Origin of the sequence: uncultured Limosilactobacillus sp., assembly GCF_934202235.1 — a bacterium.
Taxonomy (GTDB): Bacteria; Bacillota; Bacilli; order Lactobacillales; family Lactobacillaceae; genus Limosilactobacillus.
In genome coordinates this window covers 1-19,581 of sequence record NZ_CAKPXS010000015.1, presented here as the reverse complement: position 1 = coordinate 19,581, position 19,581 = coordinate 1, and the positions used below count along the sequence as shown (strand labels likewise).

General features: G+C 49.9%; 13 protein-coding genes. All 13 read left to right on the top strand.

Going from position 1 to position 19,581, the window contains the following annotated elements; all coding sequences use genetic code 11:
• The first annotated feature begins 85 nt into the window (after nucleotides 1-85).
• Entirely contained in the window at nucleotides 86-280 is a 195-nt protein-coding gene (locus Q0E49_RS03640) for a 2-hydroxymuconate tautomerase (RefSeq protein ID WP_295746600.1), read from the top strand.
• A 167-nt stretch (nucleotides 281-447) separates the two neighbouring features.
• Nucleotides 448-1,026 (top strand): glycoside hydrolase family 73 protein, encoded by a 579-nt coding sequence (locus Q0E49_RS03635; RefSeq protein WP_295746617.1) that lies wholly within the window; start codon nucleotides 448-450, stop codon nucleotides 1,024-1,026.
• An 11-nt stretch (nucleotides 1,027-1,037) separates the two neighbouring features.
• Entirely contained in the window at nucleotides 1,038-1,613 is a 576-nt protein-coding gene (locus tag Q0E49_RS03630) for a xanthine phosphoribosyltransferase (protein ID WP_295746599.1), read from the top strand.
• A gap of 5 nt (nucleotides 1,614-1,618) precedes the next feature.
• Nucleotides 1,619-2,863 carry an ATP-grasp domain-containing protein gene (locus Q0E49_RS03625; RefSeq protein WP_295746598.1) on the top strand — a complete coding sequence of 415 codons (1,245 nt, stop codon included), beginning with the start codon at nucleotides 1,619-1,621 and terminating at the stop codon, nucleotides 2,861-2,863.
• Nucleotides 2,864-2,991: 128 nt separating this feature from the next.
• Complete coding sequence (gene pcrA / locus Q0E49_RS03620) at nucleotides 2,992-5,253, top strand: DNA helicase PcrA (RefSeq protein WP_295746597.1); 2,262 nt, start codon at nucleotides 2,992-2,994, stop codon at nucleotides 5,251-5,253.
• A 12-nt stretch (nucleotides 5,254-5,265) separates the two neighbouring features.
• Nucleotides 5,266-7,308: an NAD-dependent DNA ligase LigA gene (gene ligA, locus Q0E49_RS03615; protein WP_295746596.1), complete on the top strand. Its 2,043-nt coding sequence runs from the start codon at nucleotides 5,266-5,268 to the stop codon at nucleotides 7,306-7,308.
• Nucleotides 7,305-8,426 carry a CamS family sex pheromone protein gene (locus Q0E49_RS03610; protein WP_295746616.1) on the top strand — a complete coding sequence of 374 codons (1,122 nt, stop codon included), beginning with the start codon at nucleotides 7,305-7,307 and terminating at the stop codon, nucleotides 8,424-8,426. The genes ligA and Q0E49_RS03610 overlap by 4 nt, the downstream gene beginning before the upstream one ends.
• Nucleotides 8,427-8,555: 129 nt before the next feature.
• Nucleotides 8,556-8,873, top strand: a complete 318-nt coding sequence (gene gatC, locus Q0E49_RS03605; protein ID WP_295746595.1) for an Asp-tRNA(Asn)/Glu-tRNA(Gln) amidotransferase subunit GatC — start codon at nucleotides 8,556-8,558, stop codon at nucleotides 8,871-8,873.
• Nucleotides 8,873-10,342 carry an Asp-tRNA(Asn)/Glu-tRNA(Gln) amidotransferase subunit GatA gene (gatA, locus tag Q0E49_RS03600; protein ID WP_295746594.1) on the top strand — a complete coding sequence of 490 codons (1,470 nt, stop codon included), beginning with the start codon at nucleotides 8,873-8,875 and terminating at the stop codon, nucleotides 10,340-10,342. Before gatC ends, gatA begins: the two co-directional genes overlap by 1 nt.
• Complete coding sequence (gatB, locus tag Q0E49_RS03595; RefSeq protein WP_295746593.1) at nucleotides 10,342-11,769, top strand: Asp-tRNA(Asn)/Glu-tRNA(Gln) amidotransferase subunit GatB; 1,428 nt, start codon at nucleotides 10,342-10,344, stop codon at nucleotides 11,767-11,769. The genes gatA and gatB overlap by 1 nt, the downstream gene beginning before the upstream one ends.
• A gap of 18 nt (nucleotides 11,770-11,787) precedes the next feature.
• Nucleotides 11,788-12,792, top strand: a complete 1,005-nt coding sequence (locus Q0E49_RS03590; protein ID WP_295746592.1) for a diacylglycerol kinase — start codon at nucleotides 11,788-11,790, stop codon at nucleotides 12,790-12,792.
• Between the two features lie 195 nt (nucleotides 12,793-12,987).
• Nucleotides 12,988-17,139, top strand: coding sequence for a BspA family leucine-rich repeat surface protein (locus Q0E49_RS03585; protein WP_295746591.1), 4,152 nt, complete (start codon nucleotides 12,988-12,990; stop codon nucleotides 17,137-17,139).
• 246 nt (nucleotides 17,140-17,385) lie between these two features.
• On the top strand, nucleotides 17,386-19,581 hold a 2,196-nt coding region (locus Q0E49_RS03580), incomplete at its 3' end, for a BspA family leucine-rich repeat surface protein (RefSeq protein WP_295746590.1).

Below are 19,581 nucleotides of genomic sequence, written 5' to 3'. Positions count from 1 at the left end.
AAATGCTGGTTGCTAGTTTGTCAATGGTTGGGAGTATGCTATAATCACTGCAACCATTGTTAACGACTTTAAAGGAGTGATTGCAATGCCATTAATCCACATTGAACTGCTGGCAGGGCGGAGCGAAGAACAGCTGAAGAAGATTGTTGAAGACGTTACTCGTGATGTTGCGCGGGACGCCAATGTGCCTGAAGAACGAGTCAACATTGTCCTGACTGAGTTAGCCCATAACCGCTTGGCAAAGGGCGGCAAACTGGTCAGTGAGCTGGAGGACAAGTAGGGCGAATAATGACCGTGGCCAGCCACCACGGTTTTTATTGTTGCGAAAAGACGGATGCTTGTTTCGTCCTTAATAATTGCGGTAAAATAAACCTAATAAGCATAAATTGAAGGAGGCACTGGCGCGTGGCAAGAAAACGCAAACGCAGCAGTCGCAAAAAGAAACAGATGGGTAGCAGGTTGGCCGCCTTAATTGTCGTGGTTTTGCTTGTCTTCGTGGGGGTCTACGTTGGTCATCATCTCTACCAGCGTTACCAACAACAGCAAATTATTGAAAAGCGCAATAACGCACGCAAACTGTTCATTAAGCAGGTTGCCCCGGAAGCCCAGGCAATGCAGAACCGTTACCACGTTTTGTCGTCGATTACCATTGCCCAGGCAATTTTGGAATCTGACTGGGGTAGCAGTCAGCTGGCTTCACAATACCACAACCTTTTCGGTATCAAGGGGACAGGCCCCAACTCCAAGGAAATGTCGACGAAGGAGTACGTCGATGGCAAGTGGATCGTGATTAAGGGCCGCTTTAAGGTCTACGATTCTTGGGATGCATCGATCAAGGACCATACCCAGCTGATGCTGACCGGGACTGATACTAACAAGCAGAACTATTCGCAGGTCACCCAGGCGAAGGATTACAAGCAGGCAGCCAGGGGCCTCCAGCAGGCTGGTTACGCAACGGACCCTGACTACGCAAAAAAGTTAATTAGCGTTATCCAGACTTACCACCTTGACCAATACGACAAGTAAAGGAGCAAACCATGCAAGAATTAATTGATCAAATCAAACAATACGGGACCGTTTTACCACATGATGTCTTGAAGGTCGATGCCTTCTTGAATCACCAGGTAGATCCCCAGTTGATGAAACACGTTGGTGAGGAATTCGCCAAACGGTTTGCGGGCGAACAAATTGACCACGTGTGGACGGTCGAATCATCCGGGATTGCGCCAGCTTTAATGACGTCTTTGGCCCTTGGCGTCCCAATGATTTTTGCCCGGAAACACCAGAGTTTGACGCTCAAGCATGATATGTACACCGCGAAAGCTTACTCTTACACTAAGCAAACGACCAATAATATTTCGATTTCCAAGAAATACGTCACCCCTGGGGAACACGTTTTGCTGATTGATGACTTTATGGCTAACGGCCAGGCAGTCAACGGAATGTTGGAAATTGCTCAGCAGGCGGGAGTACACGTTGTCGGCGTGGGGATAGTAATTGAAAAGAGTTTCCAGCCTGGTGGTAAGAAATTACGTGAACAAGGGTTGCGCGTGGAATCGCTGGCGAAGATTAAGTCGCTGGCTGACGGGCAAGTTAGTTTTGTGGAGGATTGATAACAATGGCAAACGAACCGCTTTATCCGGGAAAAACAATTGGGCTCATCGGCCTGGGACACAACGGTAGTGAACTGATTGCGGCAATCAAACATGCTGGTTATCGGGTGGCGGTCTACGTTGACCACGCCATGCCAGAGATTACTCGTGCTGCTGACCTGACAATGGTGGCCAACTACCGGGCCAAGGATAGTCTCAAGGAATTTGCGATGTCGTGTGACGTGATCCTTTACCCGACGGCAACCGTCGATGCGGTCGTCTTAGAGTACCTAGCGAAGTTTACGAGTGTCCCTCAGGGCGCTAATGCCCTGGAAATCTGTCAGGACCGGCTGATGGAGCGGGCTTTTCTCGACCAACTGAACGTCAATGTTGCCCCATACGTCACAGTTATTAGCCTGGATGACGTTTACCAGTCGATTGATGCGATCGGTTATCCAGCATTACTTAAGCCTATTCAACGGGGACTGGGCGAAAAGTCAATGCGGATTGAACGGCAAACAGACATTTCACGGGCTGCTGATTTTATCGACACCGGGACGTACCTGTTGGAGTCGTGGATTGACCACACCAATGAATATACGATGGTGGCAGCAACGAACGGCCAAGACACCAAGCTTTTCCCGCTGACAGAGCTGGTCTTAGATGAGCACCGCAAGTTAGTGGAAGTGAAAACTCCGGCTGCTGTTCCAGATGACATGATGAGTGAAATGAAGCGCATCACTAATAATGTTGCGCAAAACCTGCAGTATCGTGGTGTCTTTACCGTTAATTTCTACGCTACGGGTAATGGCAACCTTTATGTCAAGGGAGTTCAGCCAGCACTGTCGGTCATTGGGAATGTCTTTGATAACACGGCTACGATCAGCCAGGAAGAACAGTTTCTCCGGGCAGTGGTGGGCCGGCCGTTGCGTCAACCAGCAATTACCCAGCCGGGGCTGATGATGGTGGTGCGCCAAGCACAGCGCGAGGCGGTTTACCGCCAGTGGCTGCTCAAGGATAACTGGCAGTTCCAGTTCTTCTTCAATGATAAACGGGTTACAGACCCGCTAGCCCTCGCCGGCTTTGTGTGGGTGACGGGATTGGAGTCAGCGGATAAGCTGCAAAATCAGGTTGATGACACCGAGGTGTGGACTAACGAATTACCGAGTGAAGCGGGTGGTGACACCCTCACTGGTGATCCACTGTTAGACTTGTCCAGCGACCACGACGATGGCGAGGATGGTCAACCGAAACCGCCAGCTAACAATTAAGCAAGATACACCATGGCGACGTGCCACGGTGTTTTTTTTATTGTCAAAAGCGGCGGCGTGGTCCGCGCTCATTTCATCATTATTTGTTATAATTGAGAGCGACTGAATTTTAAGAGGGGTTGAAGAACGTGAGTAGCGATGCGTTGATTAAGGGACTTAATGACAAGCAGGCCGAAGCTGTTCAAACCACCGAGGGGCCACTCCTGGTCCTGGCCGGCGCCGGTTCTGGCAAGACCCGGGTACTGACTCACCGGGTGGCCTACCTGATCGAAGAAAAAGGGGTCAACCCGTGGAATATTTTGGCCATTACTTTTACCAATAAGGCCGCTGCCGAAATGCGCGAACGGGTCGGCAAGCTGTTAGGAGAAAGGGCCCGTGATATTTGGGTATCAACTTTCCACGCCCTTTGCGTGCGGATCTTGCGTCGCGATATTGATAAGCTGGGGTTTAACCGGGCCTTTACTATCGCGGATAGCGGTGAGCAGCGGACACTGGTCAAGCAGATTTGTGGCGACCTTAACCTGGATACGAAGCAGTTTGAGCCACGCAATATTCTGTCCGCCATTTCTAACGCCAAGAACGCCATGCAGACGCCGAGTGAGTATGCTAAGCAGGCGCAGGGCTTTTTTGACAAGGTAGTTGCCAAGGTCTACACCCAATACCAGCAACAGCTGACGGCTAACCAGGCGCTCGACTTTGATGACTTGATCATGAAAACGATCGAGTTATTTAGCAAGGATACCGATACGCTGGAATTTTACCAGCGCAAGTTCTGCTACATTCACGTTGATGAATACCAGGACACTAATGATGCTCAGTACCAGCTGGTCCACATGTTGGCGGACACGCCGGAACATAACCTTTGCGTCGTCGGGGATGCTGACCAGTCAATTTATGGCTGGCGGGGAGCAAATATTGAAAATATCCGCAACTTTGAACGGGATTACCCCAACGCCCACGTTGTCTTGCTTGAGCAGAATTACCGGTCAACCCAAACGATTTTGGATGCCGCCAACGAAGTCATCGTCAACAATACCGACCGGAAGAAAAAGAACCTGTGGACCGACAACGGTAAGGGTGAACTGATTTCCTATTACCGGGCGCAAAGCGGTAATGACGAAGCTCAATACGTGGTGGAACAAATCCGCAAGCAAATGGCCGAACACGGTCTTCACTATAATGACTTTGCCGTTTTATACCGGACGAACGCGCAGTCGCGGACGATTGAAGAAACCTTCGTCAAGAGTAATGTTCCTTACCTGATGGTTGGTGGTCATAAGTTCTACGACCGCCTAGAAATCCGTGATATTTTAGCTTACCTGACCCTGGTAGCTAACCCGGATGACTCCCTCAGCTTCCAGCGAGTGGTCAACACGCCCAAGCGAGGAATTGGCTTGAAGACAATTGACCGCTTGCGAACCTTTGCGGCTGACCACCACTGGTCGTTGTTAAGGGCGCTGGACCACCTGGACTTAGCAAACGAGATTACTACCAGCGCTAAGCGCCATTTAAGTGAGTTTGCGACGGTGATTAATAATGCTCGTCGGCAAATGAATGAACTGAGCGTTACTGAGCTGACCAACCAGCTCCTTGAAGATAGTGGCTACCTACAAGCACTGAAAAAGAGCAAGTCGTTAGAATCACAGTCGCGGCTCGATAACCTGGACGAGTTTCTGACGGTGACCAAACAATTCGACCAGGATCACGAAGATGATGATACTGACCACAGCGACTTGTTGACCAACTTCCTGGCCGACCTCGCCCTGGTCTCTGACCAGGACGATGTTGACGAGAGTGAACCAGCCGTCACCATGATGACGATCCACGCTGCCAAAGGGCTGGAATTTCCGGTGGTCTTCATGGTGGGGATGGAAAGCGGCCTCTTCCCGCTGTCCCGGTCAATGGACGATCCGGAACAACTGGAAGAAGAGCGGCGGCTGGCCTATGTTGGGATTACCCGGGCCAAACGCAAGCTCTACCTCACTAACGCCTTATCACGGATGTTATACGGACGGCCACAGCATAACGCCCCGTCGATGTTCGTTGATGAAATTAACGACCGGCTGATCCATTCTGACTCACCAGCGGCAACGCTGAAAAACGTGCCGTTTAGTCAACGGCTGGCTACCAAACAGACGTGGCGGGAGTTGCACCAGAAACACGGCGTTCACCACTCCGTTAAGCACGAAAATACTGGTAGTGGGGCCGATAAAGTTGGCTGGCAAGTTGGCGATAAGGTAACCCATCGCAAGTGGGGTGCCGGTAGTGTCTTGGCAGTTCATGGGACCGGTAAGGATATGGAATTAGATATCTTCTTCCCAGGGCTCGGCGCCAACGGTAAGAAACGCCTGCTAGCTGCCTTTGCGCCAATTGAAAAGGTTGAAAAGTAAGGAGGGCCGAAGATGGCAGGAGAAAAAGCAGTCGACCAGCTGACACTAGCAGAAGCACAAGCGGTCATTGGACCGTTGCGAGAACAACTGACCCAGTGGGGCAAGGAATACTACGAGCAAGATAAGCCGACGGTGCCGGATTACGTGTATGACCGGCAATATGAACGACTGGTTGAACTAGAAGCGCGTTTCCCGCAACTGAAGACGGCCGATTCGCCGACGCAACGGGTTGGTGGCCAGGTGACAACCGACTTACCAAAGGTTCCGCACGAGATTCCGATGCTTTCGATGGGCGACGTCTTCTCACTTGATGAACTGTTAGACTTCAATACTCGTCAGCAGGCCGATGACGGCAGTAAGCAACCCTTTGAATACAACCTCGAATTGAAGATTGACGGGTTGTCCCTGTCGGTAGTCTACGAAAACGGCAAGCTAGTGCAAGCGTCGACCCGGGGTAACGGGGTCATCGGCGAGGATGTGACCGCTAACGTCAAAACGATCAAGGAAATTCCGCAGCAGCTTAACGAACCGTTGTCACTAGAGTTTCGTGGTGAATGTTATATGCCGAAGAAGGCCTTTGCCCAGCTCAATGCTCAACGCGAAGAGGCAGGCCAACCGGTCTTTGCCAACCCGCGGAACGCTGCGGCCGGAAGCCTTCGTCAGCTGGATCCGCGGGTAACGGGGCACCGGCAGTTAGCAGCCTTTATGTACTACGTTCCAGAATGGCAGAAACTAGGCGTAACCACCCAGGCGGAGGCCTTGGACCGGATGCGCGAACTGGGTTTTGTTGTCAACCATACCAACCGGGTGGTTCATTCGGCCGCGGAAATTCGTGATTACATTGACGAATACACGGCACAACGTGACCAGCTACCATATGGAATCGATGGGATCGTCGAAAAGGTTAACGACCTGGCTACCCAGGACGAACTGGGAGCAACGGTCAAGGTGCCACGCTGGGAAATTGCCTACAAATTCCCGCCAGAAGAAGAAGCAACGGTGGTCAAAGACATCGTGTGGACGGTGGGGCGGACCGGGAACGTTACCCCGACAGCGGTAATGGATCCCGTTCAATTAGCGGGGACGACGGTCAGCCGCGCCTCGTTGCACAACCCGGACTACTTGCAAGCGAAGGATATCCGGCTAGGCGATACTGTTTACCTCCACAAGGCGGGAGATATTATTCCCGAAATCTCCCGGGTCGATTTGAAAAAGCGGCCAGCAGACAGTCAGCCTTATCAAATTCCCACCCAGTGTCCGGTCTGCGGTTCCGACCTCGTTCACTTGGATGATGAGGTGGCCCTCCGGTGCATCAACCCGATGTGTCCGGCCCAGTTGAAAGAAGGGTTAGCCCATTTTGCCTCCCGGAACGCGATGAATATTGATGGTCTCGGGCCGAAGATCATCAACCAACTGTGGGAAAAGCAGTTAGTCCACGATTATGCTGACCTGTACCAGCTGACGGCCGACCAATTATTAACTTTAGATAAATTTGGCCAAAAATCGGCGGCCAACCTGTTGACAGCAATTGATAATAGTCGTCATAATTCATTGGAACGCTTATTATTCGGCTTGGGGATCCGCCATGTTGGCGCTAAAGCGGGCCAGTTGCTGGCGGCCCGCTTCAAGTCGATGGACAACTTAATGGCCGCGAGCCAGGAAGAGATTGCCAACGTTGACAATATTGGACCAACAATCGGCGAAAGCGTGGCCACCTACTTTGCTAACGACCAGGTCAAGCGCCTGGTTGATGAGTTGAAAAACGTGGGTGTCAACATGACTTACGACCAGCCAGCAGCCGCTGATGAAGCCACCGATAGTCCGTGGAATGGCCGGCGGGTGGTTCTGACCGGCAAACTGGTGGGAATGACTCGTGGTGAGGCAAAGCAGTGGCTAGAAAACCACGGGGCCAACGTTACTAGCAGCGTTTCAAAGAAAACAGATTTAGTCATTGCCGGTGACAAGGCGGGGAGTAAGTTGGCGCGGGCCAACGACCTCGGCATCGCCGTCTGGGACGAAAAACGCTTCGCCCAGGCAATGAAGGAGGAACAATAATCGTGAAGTGGAAGAAAGCAGCAGTGGCAGTCATTACGATGGTCTGCGCGCTGTCATTATCAGCTTGTGGATTTCACAAGAAGAGTACTAGCAATAGCAACTACACGACGACTGGGTCAGCTGGCAGAAATTACCAAGGAGTGATCGAACACGGTCACTACAAAGTTAGCAAGGCGCGCGGTGTGAACGTCACGCAAAACACTAACCAGTACAACCTGAAGAGCTTTGAGACCGGGTTGACGGAAGTTTCGAAGAAGAGTTTTTCGCCGAAGAACTATATTTTCCAGGAAGGTCAGTATTTAGACACCACGGAAGTCCAGCACTTGCTGGCCCGCAAGTCGGCTAAGAACCCGGAAGGGCTGAACCCGAAAAAGGGCAAGTCCAGCGATCCCAACCCGGAATTTATTCAGCAGCTGGAAGAACAAGACTTTGTTCAACAAAGCGGCGGTTCCTTGAAGCTCAAGGGGATGACCATTGGGATCGGGGTTAACTCGGAATACAATTACCAAAAGAAGAAGGATGGTCCCCAGTACACCAAGAAGATCAGCGATGCTGAGGTTAAGCGCCAGGGTGAAATTGCGGCTGCCAAGGTCCTGAAACAGGTCCGTCAGAAGAAGGGCTGCCAGAACATTCCAATCGTAATTGCCCTCTACAAGCAGGCACCTGACGATAGCCTGGTCGGCGGTAGCTTCTTTGCCTACGAGAAGAGCAGCAACAGTTCACTGGGTGACTGGAAGGATTTGAACTACAAGACGACCGTGATGCCGAAGGCCAGCGGTGCCAACTCGACGAATAAGGAGAACGAAAGTGACGACAACAACTTCTCCAACTTCAAGAGCCAGATCCAGAGTTTCTTCCCGAATATCAGTGGGGTCACTGCCCAGGCACAGTACAAGAATGACAGTCTGGCGGGGATGCACATCACCGTGACCACGCAGTTCTACAGTGAAACCGAAATTCAAAGCTTTACTGACTACATTGCTCAGGCAGCCAAGAAGTACTTGCCAAACGGGATCCCGATTGATATTCGGATTCAGTCTGATTCCGAAATGCAGGCAATTGTGTTTAGAAACGCCGGTTCTGATAAATTCCAGACCCACGTTTTGACATCTTACTAGTAAGAAGAATTGGGGCGCGGTATTTTGCCGGGCCTTTTTTGGTGAAAGGGTAGCCACAGACCAGACCGCGGCGCCGTTATGTGCTAAAATATGAAGCGTATGAATTTTTAACGGAAGAGGGATGAATCAATGGCAGACCAAATCAATGAAGAAGAGGTTAAGCACGTCGCAGCACTTGCTAAACTTGAATTCAGCGATCAGGAATTACCAGCGTTTACCAAAAAGCTCGATGACATCATGGAGCTATTCGACCAGTTGTCAAAGGTAGACACCACGGGCGTGGCGCCGATGGTGACACCAACCGACTTGGTAAACGTGATGAGAGAAGACAAGGCTGAGCACGCATCTGCGCGGCAGATTCGCCGGATGCTGGACAATGCACCGGATGCCGCAGCTGGACTCATCAAGGTACCAGCAATTATCGACGAAAGCGGGGACGGCGAATAATGAACTTTTTTGATCAAGACCTTGAGCAGGTTCACGAAGACCTGGTAAACAAAAAGGTGAGCGCCAAGGAATTAACCCAGGCTGCCATCGACAACATTAAGGACCACGAAGAGCAGCTGCACGCTTTTCTCCGGATTAACGAAGCTGAAGCGCTCGCCGCTGCCGAAAAGGTGGACGAAGAAGGGATTAAGGAAGACCAGCTGCTGGCCGGTATTCCGCTTGCTGTCAAGGACAACATCCTGACTGACGGGATCACTACGACGGCTGCTTCCAAGATGCTGGAGCACTTTAAGCCAGTTTATGATGCCACTGTTATTAGCAAGCTGAAGGAACAGCGGTTTATCAACGTCGGGAAGACCAACCTTGATGAATTTGCGATGGGTTCATCAACCGAAAACTCTGCCTTCGGGCCTACTCATAACCCGTGGAACACCGACTACGTTCCTGGTGGTTCTTCTGGTGGTTCTGGTGCCGCTGTTGGTGCTGGTGAAGTACTTGGGGCCCTCGGCACTGACACGGGTGGTTCTGTCCGGATGCCGGGGAGCTTGAACGGTGTTGTTGGTTCAAAGCCAACTTATGGCCGGGTTTCCCGTTATGGGATTGTGGCCTTCGGTTCGAGTTTTGACCAGGTTGGCTGGCTGACTCAGAACGTCAAGGACAACGCCTACCTGACCTCAGTGATCAGTGGTCATGACGAACACGATATGACCTCATCAGATCGTGAAGTACCTGACTTTGCTGCTGGATTAAACGACAATACCAGTGTCAAGGGAATGCGGATCGGCCTGCCAAAGGAATATATGACCGACGCTATCTCACCGGCGGTTCGCAAGGGAATTGAAGATGCCGCTAAGCTCTACGAATCACTCGGCGCAACAGTGGACGAAGTATCACTGCCGCACACCGAAGACGGGATTCCGGTTTACTACATCCTGGCAACGGCCGAAGCATCGTCTAACCTTGGCCGCTACGATGGGATCCGCTACGGCTTCCGGGCAGCTGACGCTAAGAACATCAATGATGTGTATGTCAAGACGCGGTCCGAAGGTTTCGGGCCGGAAGTTAAGCGCCGGATCATGCTGGGAACCTTTGCCCTGTCGGCCGGTTCTTACGATGCCTACTTCATGCAGGCGGCAAAGGTTCGCCGCCTGATGGCCAACGACTTCGTGGACGTCTTTAAGAACTACGACTTGATCATGGCACCGATGGGAACTGATGTGGCCTTCAAGCTCGGTTCAGAAACGCAGGACCCAACCCAGATGTACATGAACGACATCCTGTCTGTTCCGGCCAACATGGCGGGCCTGCCATCAATGTCCGTGCCAGCTGGCTTCAGTAAGGGATTGCCGTTTGGGATGCAGTTGATTGGGAAACCGTTTGATGAACAGACGATGTTTAACGCTGGTTACGTCTTTGAACAAAACACTGATTACCACAAGCAGCACCCACAGTTAGGAGGCCAGAACTAATGAATTTTGAAACAACCATTGGTCTGGAAGTCCACGTGGAACTTAAGACCAACGCCAAAATCTACAGTCCGTCGGCCGTTGAATATGGTGACGAACCAAACAGTAACACCAACGTTATTGACTGGGCCTACCCCGGGACGCTACCAATCCTGAACAAGGGGGTCGTCAGAGACGGGATTATGGCAACGCTGGCACTGCACGGCCATGTTCGCAAGCACATGCACTTCGACCGGAAGAACTACTTCTACCCGGATAACCCGAAGTCTTACCAGATTACCCAGAAGGACACACCGATTGGCCACGACGGCTGGATTGAAATCGAGGTTGACGGCAAAAAGAAGAAGGTGGGGATTGAAGAACTCCACATCGAAGAAGATGCCGGGAAGAACACCCACAGCCCAAATGGTTTCTCCTACGTCGACTTGAACCGGCAGGGGACGCCATTGATTGAAATTGTTTCCAAGCCAGAATTGTCATCACCGGAAGAAGCGGTGGCTTACCTGGAAGCACTGCGTCAACGGATCCAGTTTACTGGGATTTCTGACGTGAAGATGGAAGAAGGTTCCATGCGTTGTGACGTCAACATTTCCGTGCGCCCGTACGGCTCTGACCAGCTGGGGGTCCGGTCGGAAATCAAGAACCTGAACTCCTTTAACTTTGTTAAGCGGACGCTAGAGTACGAAATCAAGCGTCACCAGCAGGTATTAATGAGCGGTGGCCAGATTGCCCAGGAAACACGGCGGTTCGTTGAAGCCACTGGGGAAACGGCTTCGATGCGGTCCAAGGAAGGAGCGGATGACTACCGTTACTTCCCAGAACCAGATATCCCACCGTTGGACGTCAGCCAGGACTGGATTGACGAAATCAACGGCCAGATGCCAGAAATGCCGGGTGAACGGCGCAAGCACTACGTCGACGACCTTGGCTTGACCAACTACGACGCTAAGGTGCTGACCCAGACCAAGGAAATGTCAGATTTCTTTGAAGAAACTGTCAAGGACGGGGCCGACGCTAAGCGGGTGGCTAACTACCTGATGAACGACGTTAACTCCTACCTGAACGACAACCATGTTGACCTGCCGGACACCAAGCTGACGCCGGCTAACCTGGCGGGGATGCTGAAGCTGATCGATAACGGGACAATTTCAACGAAGATGGCCAAGAAGGTCTTTGTTGGTATCCTGGATGGTCAGGAACCAGCAGCTTACGCCAAGGAAAAGGGCCTGATCCAGCTGTCTGACCCGGCCCAGATCCAGCCGATTGTTGATGATGTCTTAGATAACAACCAACAATCAATCGAAGACTTCAAGAACGGGAAGAAGCGGGCTGTCGGCTTCCTGATGGGCCAAGTAATGAAGGCAACCCATGGCAAGGCTAACCCGGGTGTTGCTAACAAGTTACTGATGAAGTCATTAAACGCACGCTAGTCATTGGAGGGAACGTCAATGCGGAAACGAGCGCGAATTATCTATAACCCGACTGCGGGGCGAGAAGCGCTGCGCAGCCACCTGGTTGATATCTTGAATATCTACGAGCAGGCCGGTTATGAAACGAGTGCTTTTGCGACGACGCCGGCGCCTAATTCAGCTAAAAACGAGGCGGAACGGGCAGCGAAAGACGGTTTTGACCTGGTGGTCGCCGCTGGTGGTGACGGAACGCTCAACGAAGTGGTTAATGGCTTAGCACCGCTCAAACACCGGCCAACGATGGCGATTATTCCGGCGGGAACGACCAATGATTACGCGCGGGCGCTGAAAATCCCACGTGACGATCCGATTGCGGCGGCGCGGCTAATCCTGCGGAAAAACAAGAAATTCAAGATCGACATTGGTCAAGCTGGTAGCAATTACTTTATGAACATTGCTGCTGGTGGGACGCTGACGGAATTGACTTACGATGTTCCTTCTGATATGAAGTCACTTTTTGGCTACCTGGCTTACCTGGTCCGGGGGGCGGAACTGTTGCCACGGATCAAGCCAGTGCCGATGGAAATCAAGTATGACGACCAGGTCTTTAAGGGGACGGCATCGACGATCTTTCTTGCTTTGACCAACTCGGTCGGCGGCTTCGAGCAGCTAGTACCGGATGCAGCCCTGGACGATGGTAAGTTTACGATGATCATTGTCAAGGAAAGCAAGCTTGCCGGGATTATGCAGTTGATGGCGAAAGCCTTGCAGGGCAAGCACCTTGATGATCCGCGAATTCTTTATGCCAAGGCCGCAGAAGTACAGATCACGCCATTGGATAACGAAGACCGCCTGATGATTAACCTCGATGGTGAATACGGCGGCGATGCGCCAATGAAGTTCCGCGACTTGAAACAGCACCTGGAAGTGGTGGCAAACCTGGATGAAATTCCGGACGACGCCATCACCGAGTCGGCTGACTTTATGCGGGCTGAAAAGGACTTCGTTGACGGGGTCAACAAAATTCAAGATAGTGAACAGTAATTAATAATAAGAACTGTCAGTCTGGAGCAAAAACTACAGATTGGCAGTTTTGCTTTTTAAGAATATGAAAGCGCTAATATTGATTGCAAATAAAAATTGACAATTAGATTTATCAGTTTAGCATTAATAGTGTAAACAGTTTCCTTTAATATTTTTATGTTAATCGCCATCGTTTTGTAGGAAGAAGGATTATTTGTGTTATCAAAAAAGAACCTATCTGAACAAGAGCGGCAATTAACGAGTAACCCGAACCGGTTTACACTACGTAAATTAAGTGTCGGTGTTTGCTCAGTCATTGCTGGTTTAAGTTTTATGGGATTGAATGCTCATGCCGACCAGGTTGCAGCTAATAAACAATCGTCCCAGCCCACCGACGGGGAACAGGCAACTTCTTCGGCCACTTCACAGCTCCAGTCAGCAAAGCAGGTAGCCTTATCATCAGCCGGCAATTCAACAGCGACCACCCCGGTTAATGCCCGGGACCACGCTGAGCCGTCTCCAATATCAGAGGTCAAGCAACAACAGCCAGCTGCACGGATGACGGAATTAGCAGCAAACGCTCACGTCACTGACCAGGACCAAGTGAACGTTAGTGCCTGGAAGTACACGCAACAAAGTGATGGGATCCTTCTCAATGGGTACAACGGGACCGCACAAAACGGTCAGTACATTGTTCCTAATTCCTACGACTTTACCAAGGCCGGAGTGATTCAGGCGGGGCAGAAGGTTTATCTTGAAAAGACACTGCCGCAACAGTTACACGGAACACAGTTTATTATCAGTCATAACGGTAATGGCAAGGTGATTGCAAAGGGTACTGATTGGAGTGGTGCTTTTACTGGGACTCCTTACCAGTTAATTGATGTTGGCAATCTTGACGTTAGCCACGTCACTAATATGTCCCAGCTGTTTGCGATTGTTTGGAACCTGAAAGAAGTGAAGGGGCTTGCCAACTGGGATACCCATAGTCTGACTAACATGAGTGGAATGTTCACGATGGACCAGGCACTGACGTCGGTGGATAGCATGGCTAACTGGGACGTCAGTCATGTCACGAACATGTCGAGAGTTTTTGCTGGTTGTGAGCAGTTAAAGATTCATTTGGACTTTAGCCACTGGAATACTTCAAGCGTGACGAATACCGAAGCAATGTTCTGCAATAACCAGTTAGCTGGTATTAATATCAGTGGCTGGGACCTGTCGCACGATACGAATGTCAATCAGATGTTTGGTTTCGGTGATACTCTTGGGATTGGATATATTTGGGCACCAGCATTCGTTAACATGATGGGTGTCAAGATGCCGACTCAGGCGCATTTTGACATGAACTCCTTTGGCCCAAACCGCGATGGGAGCGTTCCCCAGAGCCATCAACTGATTGTTTATAGTGATGATCCGACGATTTTAGCATTGAATGGTCATAACCATCCGCTTAACCAAATTACTATCAAGACCAGCGATGGCAAGCTGAACAAAACTATTAAGTTAGATAACTTTGTCTTCAATGGTAAGGATGCCCTGATTGCGGCTCTGCAAGCCATGACGACGAAGGCAAAGATTAACGCCATGGTCACCGCAGTTGAGGGTGACAGTGGCAAGACAGTTGCGGAGAGTAATTTTGACAGTACTGGCTCGTTGAAGCATGATTACCAGTCAGCAGCCAATGACCCGGTCGCGTTGGTAACGGGCCCGGGGAACATCTACACGGTGGCTTTACAGGGACCAGAGTATACTCAGCAAATTATCTATGTTGATGGCAACCAGCAGGTTGGTGAAACGAGGATCACTGGCCACCTTGATGGTAACGATAATCAGGCGACGATTAGTGCGGCAAAGTTAAATGATCAAATCGCCCAAAAGATGCCAACTGGCTACTACATGACCTCTGCGCTGTTAACGACCGACGTTAATATCAACAGTACTAACCCAACGGCAATTAAGGTCCAGGTAGCTAACCAGGCCCAGTTGACCATTACTTATCAAACGGCTGACGGACACCAAGTTGGCCAGCCAGTGGTGAAAGACGGAAAAGTTGGCGACACGCTGGACATTACGGCGCCTGATAACTACGCGCTCGTCCACAATGACCAGTCTCACTACACCTTATTACCGCAGGCACAACAGAAAATCACGGTCCTGGTTCAACACTTATCGGGCACCATTACCGTTGAGTATGTTGATACTGATAAGGATAATGAGCTAGTTAAGGACCAGCATTTTACAGGGGATGTTGGTGAACCTGCCCACCTGAAATACCAGGTACCGGATGGCTACGACTTAGTGGGGCAATTGCCGTCGACTGACTATTCTTATACCCAGGATGGGCAGACAATTATTATCAAACTGCAGCACAAGGCGGCCAGTGTAGAAGTACAATATGTCGACACTGATAACGATAATCAGGTTGTCCAACAAAAGACCTTTGATGGTCGGGTTGGCGTAGCGACAACCTTGAATTTCAATGTGCCAGCTGATTATGACTTGGTCAGCCAATTACCGGCTACTAACTACGTCTTTGCGAATGCTGGAGCTAATAACCCAATTGTTGTTAAGCTGCAGCACAAGGCGGCTAGTGTGGAAGTACGATATGTTGATACTGATAACGATAATCATGTTGTTAAACAGCAAACCTTTAATGGCCGGGTTGGTGTGCCAACAACGTTAACCTTTGACAGTCCAGCCAACTATGACCTGGTAAGCACACTACCATCGACGAACTACACCTTTACTAAGGCGGGCGCTAATGACTCGATCGTTATCAAAATGAAGCATAAGGCGGCCAGCGTTGATGTTCAGTATGTTGATGGAACCAATGTGATTAGCCACCAGGTAGTTAACGGCCGTGTCGGCGTATCAACTGAGCTATCATTTACTTTGCCAACGGGGTACGTGGCAGCTGGTCAAATGCCAGCAGCCACTTACACCTTTACGGACCAAGTCGGACAAAAATTAATTGTTCCCGTCAAGAGGGCCCAGGAAAACGTCAACGTTATTTACCAGGATGAGGACGGCAATGTCGTTACTACCAAGACGGTTAGTGGTAACTATGGCCAGGCAGTTCAATTACCGGCAGCGCCAGCGGGTTATGAATTAGCGGATGGTCAATCAGCCACCTATACTTTGACTGATCAGCCAAACCAGCAGGTAACGGTGAAGGTCAACCATGCTCAAGAAACTGCAACGGTGATCTTCCAGGACGAGAATGGCAACCAAGTTGGCCAACCTCAAACGATCAGCGGCAAGTATGGTCAGATAGTTGATCTGCCAGCAGCACCAGCCGGTTACGAGCTAGCAGCTAACCAGCCGACTACGTATACATTGACTGCAGATGGTAACCAACAAGTTATTCTGCACGTCAACCGCGCTCAAGAGACTGTTGAGATTGTTTACTATGCAGATGGGAAGCAGGTCGGTCAAGCTGAACCAATTTCGTGTCACTATGGCGACGTTTTGCGTTTGACTTTCCAGGAGGCAAATGAGAATTCAGTGGCAGCGTTGACGACTTTTGCTGCTCAACGGACGATCCCAGTAACCTTAACGTTGCCAGTGGGCTACGAATTGGCAGATAGCAATCAGACGCCGATGGACTATCACGTTGTTAACACGGCAGAAAAGACCGTAGCAATCGAGGTCAAGAAGATTGCTGCCGACGTACAGGTAATTTACCAAACGGCGGATGGCAGGCAAGTTAAGACTGAGACGGTCAACGGCCACGTTGGTGATTTAGTAACCCTGAACTTTACCGCGCCAAATGGCTACCAGTTAACAGAAGGGCAGCCAACTAGTCAAAGCTTGGCCCTTAGCCGGACAAATGCTCCAGTAATTGTCAACGTTACCGCTATCCCCGTGAGCGCTAGTGTTGATATTAAGTACGAAACAGCTGATGGGACTGTCCTTAAGTCCGAAACGGTAGACGGCTATGTTGGCGACTCGACAACGCTGCACTTTACCGCGCCGGATGGTTATCAGTTAGCAGAAGGACAGGCGGCTAGTCAGGACTTGACCTTCAACCAGACAAATGAGCCGCTTGTGGTTAAGGTGCAGGCAACGGCGACAACACCTGATCATGGTGAACATGGACAACCGACAACACCGACTACTGACAAGGAACAGCAGGGCCAAAAGCCGTCAACTTCTGTACCGGAAGGACAGGACAATGGTGATCGTTCAACTACTAGTCAACAAACTAGTGGTCATGTCACTGCGGTAGCTAAGGATGCCAACAATGGGCAAAATGAAAAGCTGCCACAAACAGGTGACCACCGCGGCGGATCCTTAGCAGCACTAGGGAGTGTTACCTTAATGTTGGCTTTAGGTTTGGCGGGGAAGGTTCGTCGTCATGAATAGCACCGCTCGGCTAGAGTTTTAATTCAAAGTTTGTGAAGAGAGAACCAGGTTTCGGCCTGGTTTTTTGTGCTAATTAGATTGATGTATTTTAGTAAATAAGTAAAACCGCTAATGATATTAGGGAAATAGGCGAAGTTTAACAAAAATGAAACCGCTATAATCATTGTTGAAGTTTATGTGTTATCATAATAATGATGTTTATATAATGATTTTATATTGATCAAAAGATTAAAAGGAGTAATCGATATGTTGTCGAAGAATAATCATTGGGGAAAGCAACAGCATGAGATGACTTGTATCAAACGTTATACGCTCCGTAAACTAAATATTGGTGTTTGCTCGGTCCTAGTAGGTCTCAGCATTGGCGGGCTCAAAGCCCATGCTGATCAGCTGACACCTGCTCACAACGCGGCCAGTACCGAAAATACCGACCGGGCACAAACTCCTGATATCCAATCATCACGGGTAGCACTGGGACAACGGTCAGTCGATTCGACGGCACAGTCGCAACCGGCAGAGACAACTAGCGTTAATCAGCCGGAAACACAAAATAGCCCGGCAGGTGTTACGACGAATAAAGTTGCGGTATCAAACGAACAACAACCGACCACCGTTAGTGATCCAGTAAACGTTAGTGACTGGGATTACCAGCGACAAAATGACGGGATTTTACTAAACGGGTTTCATGGAACCGTGCAGAATGGCAAAATTATTGTTCCTAACTCATATGATTTTACTCAAGCCGGCGTCATTACGGCTGGGCAAAAGGTATATCTTGGTGCCTATTTCCGCAGAAATACTGGTAACAACGGCCATGATATTCATGACAAGTTTGGCAATCAGGCTACTGAATTTATGATTTCTCATAATGGCAATGGCAAGGTCTTTGCTCAGGGTGACTGGGGCGATGCCTTTAATGGCGTCTCGTATAAGTTAATGGACCTGACAAACCTGGATGTTTCCGGAGTCACGTCAATGTCACAGATGTTTGCGTGGTCACAATGTGAGAGAATTATCGGTCTAGACGACTGGGATACTAGCCACGTGGGTAATATGGGAACGATGTTCTCGCATTGTTTGAACTTGACCAGTGTTGGTGATTTAAGCCAGTGGCAAGTAGGTAACGTCACTTACATGGCTGATATGTTTGCCCTGTCGCCGCAGCTCACTACTGTTGGTAACCTCGGAAATTGGGATGTTCGGAAGGTTAACAGCATGGTGGAAATGTTCTGGGGTTGTAATTCTTTGCAGGACATTGGTGATCTGAGCGCTTGGCGGCTTGACAGTGTGCAGAACACCCGGCAAATGTTTGAAGGATGCTATGTTTTAGCGAACTTGGGTAACCTTGATAATTGGGGGATGGCTCAAGATACTGACATGCAGGGGATGTTCAACGATTGTCGAAAACTGACGAATATTGGCTTCCTTGACCAGTGGCAAACTGGTAATGTCACCAACATGAAAAACATGTTCAACGACTGTTATGGCCTGACCAATATTGGGACGTTGGCCAACTGGAAAACAGGCAACGTCACAGATATGGAAAATATGTTCCATGAAACGACTAGCCTGAAACAGTTGGACCTTAGCAAGTGGGATACCGGGAAGGTCCAATCGTTAAAGCAGTTTCTTGCCTGTGAAAACGACAATCAAACTTTAACGAGTGTTGGTGATCTCTCTCACTGGAATGTTGGCAATGTTACCAACCTGGAATCGGCCTTTTCCCACCGCAGTAAGATTACTACGCTGGGTGACCTGGCAAACTGGGACGTCAGTCGGGTGACTGATATGCAGACGGCGTTTTACCGGATGTTAGATCTTCAATCATTAGGTAATCTCGGGAAATGGCAGACGGGTCGGCTGACGAACATGATCATGGCCTTCATGGATGACCATAGTTTGTCAGGGCTTGGCGATATCTACCAGTGGAACGTGGCTAACGTTACTGCTGCGAATGCTGCATTTTGTCGGACGGGAATGACTTCCATTGATATTCATGGCTGGAATCTCGCTCATGATACTGACACGCGGTGGATGTTTGCTTACGGTCTAAAGCCAACGGTCATTGATATGCGGGGTGTGACGCTGCCGACAAGCACGACCTTTACGATTCTAAGCTTCTATGGCAATCAGCCAATGGTCGTCTATAGTGACCAGGGCTCTCAGCTATTTTCACTCAATAATGATCATTATGTTGATAACGACTGGGTCGGTAACGTGGCCATTGATGTTATTGGCCGCCATAATACAAACTATTTGACGTTAACTAACCATGCTAATCACGAGAAGATTGCGACGATCCCGGTGGACTTTGTCTATACCAGCCCGGAACAGTTAGTATCAACATTAAAAACCGCAACACTGAAGACAGCAGTCAACCAACTGGTTCAAAAGAAATACGGTAATAATGTGTCAGTTGTGGCTGATAATTTTGATAGTAAT